The organism is Mucilaginibacter dorajii (assembly GCF_024808255.1).
Lineage (GTDB): Bacteria > Bacteroidota > Bacteroidia > Sphingobacteriales > Sphingobacteriaceae > Mucilaginibacter > Mucilaginibacter dorajii.
In genome coordinates, this window is sequence record NZ_JANTYS010000009.1 from 235,615 (window position 1) to 248,698 (window position 13,084).

The following is a 13,084-nucleotide window of genomic DNA, read 5'->3' on the forward strand; positions in this document are numbered from 1 at the left end:
ACTCAATAACTGGCTAAAACACCGTATCCTTAACCTCTTCCGCGTGTACCGGATAATCCGTTGTATAATGTAGGCCCCTGCTCTCCTTACGTAACATGGCCGATTTTACTACGATGAACGATACCTGAATCAAATTACGCAACTCACACAGTTTTACAGACAATTTTGTCTTTTTATAAAAATCTTCGGTTTCTTCATAAAGCAGCTTTAACCTACGCAATGCTCTTTCCAGCCTGAAATCGGAGCGTACAATACCTACGTAGTCATTCATTAGCTTTTGCATTTCGCGCACATTGTGTGTTACCAGGATATCTTCGTTTGATAACTGTACACCATGCTCGTCCCAATCCGGAATATTATCAGGGATCACATTATCTTCGAATTGTTTGACCGCATCTTCATAAATACGATGTGCAAAAACCAACGCCTCCAATAACGAATTGGATGCCAAACGGTTAGCACCATGTAAGCCGGTTGATGAGCATTCGCCACAGGCATATAACCTTAATATAGATGATTGCCCAACATGATCAACCATTACGCCACCACACATGTAATGACAGGCCGGCGCTACAGGGATCATATCCTTGGTCATATCGATACCTATCTCCAGGCATTTGGCATATATATTAGGGAAATGATTTAAAATATCCTTTTTACTGCGGTGACGAATATCTAAATAAACAAAATCCTCACCCGATTTTTTGATCTCGGCATCAATAGCCCTTGCTGTTATATCCCTTGGTGCCAGTGATTTACGCGAATCATACTCCTGCATAAACTCCTCGCCATTGGTACGCTTTAAAATACCACCAAAACCACGCACCGCCTCTGATATTAAAAAGGATGGATATTCTCCCGGATTATATAAAGCTGTAGGGTGAAATTGCATAAACTCCATATTGCGCACTTTACCTTTTGCGCGGTAAACCATAGCAACACCATCGCCGGTGGCAATGGTTGGGTTGGTGGTAATGGAATAAATATGCCCTGCACCACCGGCTGCCATCACCGTTACTTTTGATAAGATCTTTTCAACAGCATTGGTCTCTGTATTTAGCGCGTAAATACCATAACAGGTAATATCGGTACTTGATTTACCTACCAACTCACCTAAATGGTGTTGTGTAATCAAATCAACAGCAAAATAATGTGTTAGTATCTCAATATTGGGATTTTTGTGGATCTCTTCTAATAACGATCTTTCAATTTCCAAACCCGTTACATCCTTATAATGGAGCACCCTAAATTCGGAGTGGCCACCCTCTTTAGCCAGGTCATAAATACCTTCGTTTGTCTTGTCAAAATTGGTTCCGTAATCAATAATTTCATTAATCCGCTCCGGACCTTCTTTAACAACGGCTTCCACAACTTCACGGTCGCAAAGGCCATCACCGCTAATTAAGGTGTCTTCTATATGTTTTTCAAAAGAATCTTCTTTTTTATCCACAACCACCGCAACACCTCCCTGGGCGTATTTAGTGTTTGATTCATCTTCGTTTGATTTGGTAACTATCAGAACCTTACCATGTTTTGCAGCTTTAAGGGCAAAACTGAGTCCGGCAATGCCTGATCCCACGATCAGGAAATCAACAGTTCGGGTCATATTATACGTGTATGTTGTGTAAAAGTACTACTTGTGTTAATAACAGGGGTAAAACATGTTAATTTCGTGTAAACAAAAAGCTAATAAATAATCAATGTGTGGATAACCCCGTTTTTGGGCTGTTAACTGAACAATTTTTGAGCGACTTTTGCATAGTTTAAACACCAAAGCTAACATTTTACACACCAACAAAATATTAACATATAACTTTTAAAAGTAAAATTTGATTGTCATACAAATCACAAAATCAAATGAATACAAACCCAAAACATGTTGATAAGTGTTAATAAAATGTGAAAACTAACATTTAAAACAAAAACTATACTCACTTTTGCACATAACTAACACCATAACAAACAATAGTTTTATTTATATAAAAAATTAGTTGTTATTAATTGATTTGTTGAAATGGATACCTTCGAAGAAATAAATGTGACAGGATTTGTGGACGAATACATTGACCCCACGCTTGATCTGTTTGATGAAATTGAAAAATTAAAAAAGGAAAAAAATGCAGTCATTTTGGCCCACTACTACCAGGATCCCGATATTCAGGATATTGCAGATTATATTGGCGACAGCCTTGGGTTATCGCAGCAAGCTGCTAAAACCGATGCCGATGTTATCGTATTTGCCGGTGTACACTTCATGGCCGAAACAGCCAAGATCCTATCACCAACAAAAAAGGTTTTACTGCCAGACTTAAAGGCAGGTTGCTCATTAGCAGATAGTTGTCCGCCTCATTTGTTTAAAAAATTTAAGGAAAACTATCCCGATCACCTGGTGATCACCTACGTAAACTGTACGGCGGAACTGAAAGCTTTAAGTGATATTGTATGCACATCGAGCAACGCGGTAGGTATAGTGGAGAGCCTGCCAAAGGATCAAAAGATCATTTTTGGCCCCGATAAAAACCTTGGCGCGTATGTAGCCAAAAAAACCGGCCGCGACCTGGTATTGTGGAATGGGGCCTGTATGGTACATGAGATTTTTAGTCGTGAAAAGATCACCAAGCTCAAAGAAAGACACCCGGGAGCCAAACTACTGGCCCACCCCGAATGTGAGGATGTGATACTGCAAATGGCCGATTATATTGGGTCGACAACAGGGATTTTAAAATATGCAGGCAGCCACCCGGATAAAGAATTTATAGTAGCAACCGAATCCGGTATTTTGCACCAGATGCAAAAGGAAAACCCGGATAAAACATTTATACCGGCGCCGCCAAACAACAACTGTGCCTGTAACGACTGCCCGCACATGAAGCGCAACACGATAGAAAAATTGTACCTGTGCCTAAAAAACGGGATGCCGGAAATTACTGTACCAGAGCACATTATTGAAAAAGCAGTAAAACCAATTGAACGCATGCTGGAGATTTCGGCAAGATTGGGGTTATAAGGTTATCTTCAACACAGCAATATAAATAAACGTCATTGCGAGGTACGAAGCAATGACGCTGGATAAATTATTTGTTTAATAATACCCCTAAAAACTCAAAAAATTTTTCCGCCAAAGGCGGATATAAATATATTGTTGCGCCGGATCTTTTTTAAACTCCTGTAATTGTGAAAACAGCTAAAAATCCTAAAATTTTTCCCGCCTCCGGCGGTATGGAGCATAAAGATTGCCCCGGTTTTAAAAAGACCACCTAAATTCTCAAAAATTTTCTGCCTTCGGCAGTATGTTGGGTCACGTTGGGGTTGCGCCGCGGAAAAAGTTATATTAAAATGTCATTGCGAGTTTTAAAATCCGGAGGACTGTAAAGGTGGAAATGACCAAACGACGAGAGACTTACGAAGTTTTTAAAACTTCGTAAGTCTGGGTCTACAACTTGTCATGAGTAGGTACCTCGCAATGACATGATTTAGAGCATATTATTTACAAATCATCCTTCTTCGTTTCCACCACATCCTGCACCGCCTGTGGCAAATTAGAAAGCAAATTGTAACCGGTGGCTTTTTCAATATCACGCACGGTTACACGGTACTGTTTCCAATCGGAATTGATGGTATTGATATTGGGTGTGTTTACAGCGATAACCCTGGTTGTGGCCGTTATGCGATTTAAGTCGCCATCACCGGTGGGTACTATAACGGCTACCTTCCAAACGTTGCTTGGTACGGTAACATGGCCGCTGGTGATGGTATTGGCCGATCCGCTTGAGCCTGTGCCACCGGTGCCGTAGCTGCCCATCACAATATAAATTTCGTTGCCGGCTACCACCTGCTCGCGCAGATAATTTTCAAGATTGGCCCAGGTTTGCTGGTTATTTTGCGGTGCCTGCGGTATCATGTTGGTCATCAGGAAAGTTGCTGAATTAGCGTCGGTCGAACTTGTCCTGTCGGCTGACGGACAATTGTGGCCTCTATCAAAACCAGATCCGGAATAGCTGTTACTTTCAACCTCATAAAATCCGGTTGGCAGGCCGTTAAATCCTCCAAAATTATTTAGGCGGGCACTGGCGTTGGTAATATTGGTAGCATCTAAATGCCAGCTTACCCAATTGGGTGTACCACGGGTGCTGCTGTATGACTCTTCATAATATTTCTGATCTATCAGGTAATTATTATTCATGGCGATAGTTGGCTGTGCATCAGATGGATTGCCTAACAAAATATTACTATTATCGCCTGTTGCAGGCGGGGCATCGGCACCGGCTGTAACACCTCTATCCGGTGCGGCTGTGCCGGTATTTCCGGTAGTATCGGGACCACCGCCATCAGGGGTACCAACCGTTAAACCCGGATCGCCAAGGCCTTTGAAGGTGATATCATCGATATTGATACGGGTAGTACCCAGCTTTTTGATCTGGAAACGCACTTTCGCGGTGGTGGTAACTTTAAAAGAATCGGTTACCAGGCTGGTGTTATTTTCGGCAATATCGGTACCTAATTGAGTAAAGGTAGTACCGCTATCTGTCGACATCATTAACTGCCAGGTTGATGCAGCGTCGGCACCATATTTGGCGTGTTTAATACTTATTTGGGTAACGCCTTTGATATCAAATTTCATGGTGATATCGCCTGCGCGTAATCTTACAGCTTTTGCGCCATCCTTAACATCGGTTGCCAGGTTGCCAATAACGGCGTCATTGAAACTCCAGAGTCCGGTGGTTAACTGAACGTTGGCTATAGCGTAAGCGGCTTTACTGCCGGTTTCAAAGTTTTCGGTAATCGTGTACGGAACAGGAGTTGGGGTAGTGCCGGTACTATCGCTCCCTTTGGTTGGATTATGAGGCGATTGCAGGTCTTTTTTACAACTGGCAACAACCAGCAATAAGCTTAAAACGATAAATAAATTTCTGATTTTCATATATGAATATTTTGTGAAGCAAATCTCTTTATTGTAGATTAACTAAATGTTAATTTTTTGTAGTTGGGGTAGATTAAGGCGCTATCTATCAAAATATTTACAGAAGGGGGCTGTACATGATATGGCCTTACAATAGCAAAAAGTAATTTGTATTTTTGCACGCTAAATAAAAAGATCATCTACGCAACCCGTATTGGGGTGTAATCATAAAAAGATATGTTTGAAAACCAGGATAGAACCAATTTGGAAGATTTAGGCGAATTTGGGCTGATCAGTCACCTTACCAAAAATATAAAACTGGGCCAGGCCAGCACCATCAAAGGTGTAGGCGATGATGCCGCGGTATTGAGTTTTGAAGGTAAAAAAACATTGATCAGTACCGACCTGTTGTTGGAAGGCATCCATTTCGACCTGGCTTATACCCCATTGAAACACTTGGGCTATAAAGCCATCCAGGTAAACCTGAGCGATATTTATGCCATGAACGGCACGGCTTCGCAGGTTACGGTTTCTATCGGGATGTCGAGCAAGTTTCCTTTAGAAGCTATTGAAGAATTGTACGAAGGCATTTACATCGCCTGCGAAAAATATGAAGTAGACCTGGTTGGTGGCGATACTACATCATCAAAACAAGGTTTGGTGATTAGCGTAACCTCGATAGGTTATGCCGATGAGGCCGATGTGGTTTACCGCAACGGTGCCGGCGAAGGCGACCTGATCTGCGTATCCGGCGATCTGGGCGGAGCCTATACAGGTCTGCAATTGCTGGAACGCGAAAAACTGGTTTACCTGGAAAACCCCAATATTCAGCCCGACCTGGAAGGCAAGGATTACATCGTAGAACGCCAGTTAAAACCTGAAGCCCGCAGGGATATTGTGGAACTGCTGAAAAACATCGATGTAAAACCTACGGCGATGATCGATGTATCCGACGGTTTGGCGTCCGAGATATTGCACATCTGTAAGCAAAGCGATAAAGGCTGTAATTTATACGAAGAAAAGATCCCGCTTGACCCAATGACCTACGAAACAGCCCGCGAATTTAACCTTGATCCAACGGTGTGCGCGCTGAGTGGTGGTGAAGACTACGAGCTTCTTTTCACTGTTAAACAAGCCGACTACGACAAGATCAAGTTTAAAATGGACATCACCATCATAGGCCATATTACCGAGGCTTCTGCAGGCTGTAACCTGGTCACTGCATCGGGTAATTCGCACCCATTGAAAGCCCAGGGATGGAACGCGTTCAAAAAATCAGAATAAATGCCCAATAAATTACTGGATAGTTTTTACCTCAATAACCACCCCGATGGCAAAGCGCCGCAAAAGGTGGTTATTGGTACTTTATTGCTTTACCTGGCCGTAGCGCTGCAAATGGCAAGCAACCTGTTAGATGGTATTAACCTGGCCGCGTTTATTTTTATCGCCTTCTTTTTGATCTACCTGGTTTTTGTAACCGGCGAAGGCCGCAAATGGGCAAGGGTAGTATTGCTGATATTGATTTTGCTAAACTCTTATGCCCTGGTGGCTAATATTACACACCCGGCAGTTGTTGTGAAGCAAACACAGACGGTAGCGACCTACAAAACCCCGGCGGTATTACTTACTATATTTGTTGCGGAGGTTATTATTGAGCTTTTGGCGATGGCTTTGGTTTTTTCTAAAGAGGCAAAACCCTGGTTTAACAGGGTGCGGACGGTGGTGAATTAAATGTTCAAAATAATTCAACACCATGTCATTGCGAGTTGTAAAATTTCGCGAAAATCTGAAGGTGGAATAACAACATAAAGCTATGTCATTGCGAGGAACGAAGCAATTGCGAACTATGCGGATCCGCCCTGTAGAGCATGCGATTGCTTCGTACCTTATAATGACGTCCATGTAAGTTATTGATTTCCAGTATTGCTTTTTTGTAGAGACGCAATATTTTGCGTCTCCCGCTATACAGAGCGGATTTGTGAGATTTTAAATTTGCGTGGTGCATTTGCAGGAGGGAGACGCAAAATATTGCGTCTCTACACAAGCGCATTGGCGACGTCATAACTCTTTCTTTCAAGGATACCTTGATGGATACTCGCAATGACATGAGGTCTAAAAGCAGTTCAATTACAACACTCCCCCTTTAGGGGGTTGGGGGGCTTCGCCTACTCCTCCAAATACTTCCCATCAATTTGCTTATCAGCCTTAGCCCCAAGTTTCTTGATCTTCTCGGCAGTGGTGGTTAAATTACCACGGCCTTCTGATAATTTATTGATGGCGCTGGTATAGGCCGTTTGGGTTTGGTTAATGTTGCGGCCAATGCTGTCCATATCGCCCAGGAAACCAACAAATTTATCGTACATATCGCCGCTTAAGCGGGCAATTTCCAGCACATTGCGGTTTTGGCGCTCCTGTTTCCACATGCTGGCGATGGTGCGCAGGGTAGCCAGCAAGGTAGACGGACTTACAATCACCACTTTTTTATCCCAGGCATAATTAAACAATTCGCCATCCAGCTGAACAGCTATGCTGAAAGAGGATTCTATCGGCACAAAAAGCAGCACAAAATCGGGCGAGTTGATCTTGTACAGATCGTGGTATTTTTTGGCCGATAAGCCGCCAATATGGTTTTTGATCGACTCCACGTGGGCCTTGGCGAAAAGCTTACGGTCTTCTTCGGTTTCGGCATTTACCAGGCGTTCATAAGCGATTAAGGATACTTTGGAGTCGATGATGAGGTGTTTTTCATCCGGCAGATCGATGATCACATCGGGCTGATAACGGGTACCATCGGCGGCCTGCATAGCCGCCTGGATGCGGTACTCCTGGTCTTTCACGAGTCCAGATCGTTCCAATACACGTTCTAAAATAACTTCGCCCCAGTTGCCTTGTTTTTTGTTATCACCTTTGAGGGCTTTTGTTAAATTCTGTGCCTCATCACTTATCTGTTTGTTGAGGTCCATCAGTTGAGTAATTACACCTTTAAGGGTGTTGCGCTCGGCGGCCTCCATGTTATAAACCTTTTCTACCTTATCTTCAAAAGCTTTCAGGTTTTCTTTAAGCGGATTAAGGATCATATCGAGGTTATTGCGGTTCACATCAATAAACTCTTTTGATTTTTCCTTCAAGAGTTTTTCGGCCACGTTTTCAAACTCACGCTGAAACTGCACGCGGATCTGCTCAATCTCAACCTTCTGCTCCTGCATCTTTTCCTGTTGCGACCGGTAATACGCCCGGGCACTCTCCAATGATTTATTAGCCTCGGCCAGTTGTGTGCGTTCGTACAGCAGCTCGTCTAACAAACGATTTTTCTCGTCCTTAAGTAATTGGGTGATATTTTCCTTTTCGCTGGCCAGGCCGCTGGCTTTTTCCTCGGCCTTGGCCAAAGATATTTTAAGCAGGTCCTGATCATTCCTAAGCTTGTTTAGTTCTTCGGGTGAGATCAGCTCAATGCCTTTCGGTTTTTTGATGAATAAAAAAACGGCTATCAGCAGGATAATAACCGACGCGATCATTAGGATATCAGCACTCATTTTGATAAAAATATTAGCAAATTTAAAGTAATATTTTTAGTAAAGAGATAAGGTTTTAGGGCAGAGAACAAATAATAAGGTGACAATGAACTAATATCTTTTTCACGCAGAGGCGCAAAGCCGCCAGGTATTTCAGCTTTTGCTTTGCGCCTCTGCGAGCTTTGCGTGAAAAACCGTTGTGGTTTTACAAACAGATTATAATATTGGTTTGAATTTAAACTGTTTGAATTTTAACTTTGTTGCAAAATATTTTACTGATGCAAAATCAACAGGAATCATTAGTGGAGCATGGGCCCCGCTTAGTGATCATTACCATAACATGCGTTTTTTGCGCCCTGCTTGAAATTATTGATACCACCATAGTAAACGTTGCCCTTAATAATATGCGTGGCAGTTTAGGCGCCACCCTGAACGAGATTAGCTGGGTTATTACCGCCTATTCATTAGCCAACGTTATTGTGATCCCGTTAACCAGCTGGCTTTCGCAGCAGTTTGGCAGGCGAAATTATTTCGCTGCATCGGTGGTTATATTTACGGTATGCTCGTTTCTGTGCGGTAACGCGCATTCCATTGGCGAACTGGTAATTTTCAGGTTTTTGCAGGGTATGGGAGGTGGTGCCCTCCTGGTTACATCGCAAACCATTATTACCGAAAGCTGGCCGCCACATAAAAGGGCTATGGCACAGGCTATATATGTTTTGGGCATTATTGTTGGGCCAACTTTGGGTCCGCCGCTTGGTGGTTTTATAGTTGATAATTATTCCTGGCCTTTTATTTTTTATATCAATATCCCGGTGGGTGTATTGGCGGCTATCCTTACTATCCAATATGTGCGCAGCCCCAAATATGGTGCCAAAAGATCGGCCAGCGAGGTTGATTGGCTGGGTATCTTTTTACTGACAGTAGGTATTTCATCTTTGCAATATGTGTTAGAAAAAGGGCAGGAAGACGATTGGTTTAACAGTAAGCTGATCATCACCCTATGTGTAAGCGCGTTCCTGGGGCTGTATCTTTTTATATGGCGGCAACTGGAAGCCAAGTTTCCGGTGGTTAACCTTCGGGTATTAAAAAACGGCAATTTGCGCATGGGTGTTATCTTATCCTTTGTAATGGGCTTCGGTACCTTTGGTTCCACATTTGTGATCCCCCTGTTTACGCAATCTTTATTAGGGTGGACGGCCCAACAGGCCGGGCTACTGCAGCTGCCCAGCACCTTATTTGTGGCGGTAATGATGCCTTTGGTGGCCATACTGATTCAAAAAGGGGTACAGCAGAAATTCCTCATAGCCATGGGCATGTTTATCTTTTACATTTTTTGTATGATGTGCTACCGGATCATTGTGCCCGATACCAGCGCCGGCGATTTCTTTTGGCCGCTGATGGTAAGGGCACTGGGAATGGGTTTACTATCGGTACCGGTTAGTACCATGTCGCTATCTACCCTAAAAGGGCAGGAAATTGGACAGGGCGCGGCTTTTACCGGGATGATGCGCCAGTTGGGTGGTTCTTTTGGGGTGGCTTTAATCTCCACTTTTTTATCAAGGGAAACCAGCATTCACCGGGTAGATGTGATCAGCCATTTGGATGTAAATGACCTGAAGGTTCAGAACCGGGTTAGCCAATTGGCTGCCGGTATGCGCGGCCACGGACTGGATAGTTTGGCAGCGCGAAAAACGGCCTACCAAATGATTGATAATTCGGTTTACGTACAATCAACCCTGCTATCTTACATGGATATTTTTATGATGGTGGGCCTGGTGTTTGTTGTTTTTGTGCCGATAGTACTGATCGCGATCAAAAAATCGGGCGGAAAAGTAAGCCTGGCGGATGCCGCGCATTAACCTATTTAAAGCATCAAAAACGTTAAGTTTGCATTTATGGAACCCGATAAAAAAGTGGAGCTTGTGATTGATTTTTGCCAGTCGATTTACGAATTGAAGTACAGGCTGCGCAAAATGTTTCAGCTTAAATTAAAAGAAGCAGATATCAATATCAGTTTTGAGGTGCTTGAAATTATGAAAGTGCTTCAACACGAGGGGGTCAACCAGCAGGAAATTGCCGATCTGCTTTTTAAAGATAAATCGAGCATGACCTATTTGATTGATAACATGGTAAAGGGCGGCCTTGTTGTACGCAAGGAAGATGAAGTCGACAGGCGTAACAAACTTATCCTGCTAACCGATAAAGCCCGCGAATTACAAAACCAGCTGAAGCCACTGGCCATGCACTGCTACCTCACCATTGCCCGGGATATTGCCGACCCCGATATTAAAGCCGGCATTGAAATGCTGGCAAAAATGAACAACTCGCTGGCCGAGGGGATTATTTAAGAAACTGTTTGTCATCCTGAGTTGTAAAATTTCGCTAAATTCTGAAGGTAGAATGGCAATATAAAGCAATGTCATTGCGAGGCACGAAGCAATCGCGAACTGCACAGATCCGCCCCCTATAGAGCATGAGATTGCTTCGTTCCTACCCGTGACAAGTTATAAAAAAGGAAGTCATCCTCCTTGTTTCAGGACCCCACAGGGCGGTTTGCCAGCATGAAGTATACTTAGCATGTGGGGTGCCGAAACAAGTTCGGCATGACAGTGGGAGTAAAGTCGATTGTCATGCCACCTTCAGAATTTAGCGAAATTTTATAACTCAGAATAGCATGTCATCTCCCTGACCAACAATAAACACGTACCGCAAGCGGCAGCCATGCTTAAAAAGATCTATGCTAAAGATGCCAACTGGCGCGAGTTGACCCGGCGTTTACCCAAGGCCGGCCAACGCGCAGGAGCTGAATATGCTGTTGGAGTAATCGGGGCAAAACAAACCCAATCGTAAAATTGCTGTGGCAAAACAATTACGGGGGTAAACTATTGTTGTATAGGTATAACTCGCTATGCTATCGGCAAAAAAACCAATTAAGATAGCCGGTAGTATTTAAATCTGTACCTATGTATTTGCCCGCTGAAAACCCCGGTGTTACTAAAACTTCAAATCCTGTTTATTTATTGATCGCCCTGTTGCTGTTAACCCTTCTTCCCCGAGGGGCCAAAGCCGATGGCATAAAGTTTAAGATCAAAAATACGTCGAAAAACGCATTGACTGTTTTTTACAGGGTCTCAAAAAGATCAGGAAATTTTAAAGTAAAGTCATTGGGCCGCTTTAAGGCCGATGAGGAGGATATCAGGCGAATTACGGTAAGCAAAGGGGACACTATAGCCTTTTACGGACAAGACCAGCAGGATCAAACATCGGCCATTGTAAAGCGGGATTACCAGTATCTTGATCAGCATAAAGACCAGCTGTTTTATATCCCCGTGCTTATCCCCGAAAAGCAAAGCGCCAGTTTTGAATCGTTACAAAACCTGAGCCTGCAACTGCAAAACAACAAAGTATTAAATTTTTTGCTTAAAATGGATTCAACGGCCGTAAGTGGTTTTACATTGTTGGAGAACAACTTTCAAAACGTGTATCCCTTAGGCACGTTCATTTTTGTAGATACCAAAACAAACCGGCTATTGTTACCACCGCTTGAGCCTTCGTTTTGGAACAGTAATGAAAACTATTTAACCATACAGGATAGTCTTTATGCCCTGGTAAATACCAAACACGAGGTACAGGCCGGCGCGCAGGTGGCCTATTTTTTAGGTAAGCTGTGCGATAATTTTTCGAACGCCAACACGGTGGAACTTGATTTTAAAGGGAAGCTTTCCCTGTTGCGCTGGAAACCTACTCCAACCGCAAATATTTACCAGGTTTTTGATGATAAGGCGGTAAAATCATTCATCCAACGTTGTTACGCGCAAATTGATAATCCCGACCAGGAATATCAGCGTTACCGCCTGTACTTTTTATGTTCCTACGAGCGTATAGATGATTTGGAAGTTTATGGCAAACAATACCATAATTTTGGCAACCAAACAGATCTTTCTATCAGCAGTAACCCGGGCTTCCAGCTCATCAGTTCAAACCTTGGGCTGTTGTACGCCAAAGACAGAACGCTTAGCAATTATTATTCTGTTCAAAACGCGGTGATGCGTACCAAGGCATATGATTTTACATCGCTGTTGTTCAATGGCTTTAAAAATAATACCAAAAACAATATCATCAATGATACCTATGCTCATGAGCACCAGCTGGAATCATCTATATTGGGCGAATATCAAAACCTGATCAGCTATAACCCCAACCCGGCCGCCCTCAGCCTTGCCAAACTATCAAGGGCCGACTCCTCTGCCATTTTGCCTGTGGTAACTACTGTGGCCAACTTAAGTCCGTACAATTATCAATTGACAGATACCGCGAAAACTACCGTTGCGCTGGCTAAAAACGACCAGGTTACCGCCTATAATACCAAGGTGAAAATTTACAATGCCCACTTATCATCAATAGATAACCTGATTAAACAACTAAACCAGGTTGATACCGACCTTGATAAAATTACCCGGGCTAAAAGCGATAACCCCTACCCTTTTAATTCAAAAAGTAACCCCGGTTTACTGAACGAGATTGAGGTGAACAATTCCATTGTAAGAAAGGATTAATGACCCTAAACACACAGGTGGTAGGTTTTAAATCCACCGCCGTTGTAACAAACCGCCCCTCTTTTGCGTCTATACCCAATAAATGCTGAAAACCGGCGTTCGGTTTGCCCTGC

The 13,084-nt window shown here is 43.3% G+C and carries 10 protein-coding genes; 7 read left to right on the plus strand and 3 right to left on the minus strand.

The window, feature by feature from the left end; translation table 11 throughout:
* Nucleotides 1-13 precede the first annotated feature (13 nt).
* Nucleotides 14-1,606 (minus strand): L-aspartate oxidase, encoded by a 1,593-nt coding sequence (nadB, locus tag FHS10_RS14655; RefSeq protein WP_259091716.1) that lies wholly within the window; start codon nt 1,604-1,606, stop codon nt 14-16.
* Nucleotides 1,607-2,014: 408 nt separating this feature from the next.
* On the opposite strand from nadB, the gene nadA reads away from it, so the two are divergent.
* Nucleotides 2,015-3,007 carry a quinolinate synthase NadA gene (nadA, locus tag FHS10_RS14660; protein ID WP_259091717.1) on the plus strand — a complete coding sequence of 331 codons (993 nt, stop codon included), beginning with the start codon at nt 2,015-2,017 and terminating at the stop codon, nt 3,005-3,007.
* 480 nt (nt 3,008-3,487) lie between these two features.
* Here nadA and FHS10_RS14665 read toward each other — a convergent pair whose 3' ends face one another.
* A complete protein-coding gene (locus FHS10_RS14665) occupies nt 3,488-4,921 on the minus strand; it encodes a DNA/RNA non-specific endonuclease (protein ID WP_259091718.1) in 1,434 nt (477 codons plus the stop codon).
* Nucleotides 4,922-5,137: 216 nt separating this feature from the next.
* Here FHS10_RS14665 and thiL point away from each other — a divergent pair, with 216 nt between their 5' ends.
* Together thiL and FHS10_RS14675 are read left to right on the plus strand one after the other, a co-directional pair.
* Nucleotides 5,138-6,184, plus strand: a complete 1,047-nt coding sequence (thiL, locus tag FHS10_RS14670; RefSeq protein WP_259091719.1) for a thiamine-phosphate kinase — start codon at nt 5,138-5,140, stop codon at nt 6,182-6,184.
* Nucleotides 6,185-6,631, plus strand: coding sequence for a hypothetical protein (locus FHS10_RS14675; RefSeq protein WP_259091720.1), 447 nt, complete (start codon nt 6,185-6,187; stop codon nt 6,629-6,631).
* A gap of 434 nt (nt 6,632-7,065) precedes the next feature.
* Here FHS10_RS14675 and FHS10_RS14680 read toward each other — a convergent pair whose 3' ends face one another.
* Nucleotides 7,066-8,433 carry a DNA recombination protein RmuC gene (locus FHS10_RS14680; protein WP_259091721.1) on the minus strand — a complete coding sequence of 456 codons (1,368 nt, stop codon included), beginning with the start codon at nt 8,431-8,433 and terminating at the stop codon, nt 7,066-7,068.
* 257 nt (nt 8,434-8,690) lie between these two features.
* Here FHS10_RS14680 and FHS10_RS14685 point away from each other — a divergent pair, with 257 nt between their 5' ends.
* The 4 genes from FHS10_RS14685 (at nt 8,691) to FHS10_RS14700 (ending at nt 12,971) form a co-directional block, all read left to right on the plus strand.
* Entirely contained in the window at nt 8,691-10,274 is a 1,584-nt protein-coding gene (locus tag FHS10_RS14685; protein WP_259091722.1) for a DHA2 family efflux MFS transporter permease subunit, read from the plus strand.
* A gap of 36 nt (nt 10,275-10,310) precedes the next feature.
* Nucleotides 10,311-10,763, plus strand: coding sequence for a MarR family winged helix-turn-helix transcriptional regulator (locus FHS10_RS14690; RefSeq protein WP_259091723.1), 453 nt, complete (start codon nt 10,311-10,313; stop codon nt 10,761-10,763).
* 373 nt (nt 10,764-11,136) lie between these two features.
* Nucleotides 11,137-11,265 carry a hypothetical protein gene (locus FHS10_RS14695; RefSeq protein WP_259091724.1) on the plus strand — a complete coding sequence of 43 codons (129 nt, stop codon included), beginning with the start codon at nt 11,137-11,139 and terminating at the stop codon, nt 11,263-11,265.
* Nucleotides 11,266-11,378: 113 nt separating this feature from the next.
* Complete coding sequence (locus FHS10_RS14700; protein WP_259091725.1) at nt 11,379-12,971, plus strand: hypothetical protein; 1,593 nt, start codon at nt 11,379-11,381, stop codon at nt 12,969-12,971.
* Nucleotides 12,972-13,084: the final 113 nt, after the last annotated feature.

Excerpts from the sequence above, each read along its gene's own strand:
- FHS10_RS14665 (WP_259091718.1), bottom strand. The coding sequence starts at position 4,921 with ATGAAAATCAGAAATTTATTTATCGTTTTAAGCTTATTGCTGGTTGTT.
- FHS10_RS14695 (WP_259091724.1), top strand. The coding sequence starts at position 11,137 with ATGCTTAAAAAGATCTATGCTAAAGATGCCAACTGGCGCGAGTTGACC.
- FHS10_RS14685 (WP_259091722.1), top strand. The coding sequence starts at position 8,691 with ATGCAAAATCAACAGGAATCATTAGTGGAGCATGGGCCCCGCTTAGTG.
- FHS10_RS14675 (WP_259091720.1), top strand. The coding sequence starts at position 6,185 with ATGCCCAATAAATTACTGGATAGTTTTTACCTCAATAACCACCCCGAT.
- nadB (WP_259091716.1), bottom strand. The coding sequence starts at position 1,606 with ATGACCCGAACTGTTGATTTCCTGATCGTGGGATCAGGCATTGCCGGA.
- thiL (WP_259091719.1), top strand. The coding sequence starts at position 5,138 with ATGTTTGAAAACCAGGATAGAACCAATTTGGAAGATTTAGGCGAATTT.
- FHS10_RS14680 (WP_259091721.1), bottom strand. The coding sequence starts at position 8,433 with ATGAGTGCTGATATCCTAATGATCGCGTCGGTTATTATCCTGCTGATA.
- FHS10_RS14690 (WP_259091723.1), top strand. The coding sequence starts at position 10,311 with ATGGAACCCGATAAAAAAGTGGAGCTTGTGATTGATTTTTGCCAGTCG.
- nadA (WP_259091717.1), top strand. The coding sequence starts at position 2,015 with ATGGATACCTTCGAAGAAATAAATGTGACAGGATTTGTGGACGAATAC.
- FHS10_RS14700 (WP_259091725.1), top strand. The coding sequence starts at position 11,379 with ATGTATTTGCCCGCTGAAAACCCCGGTGTTACTAAAACTTCAAATCCT.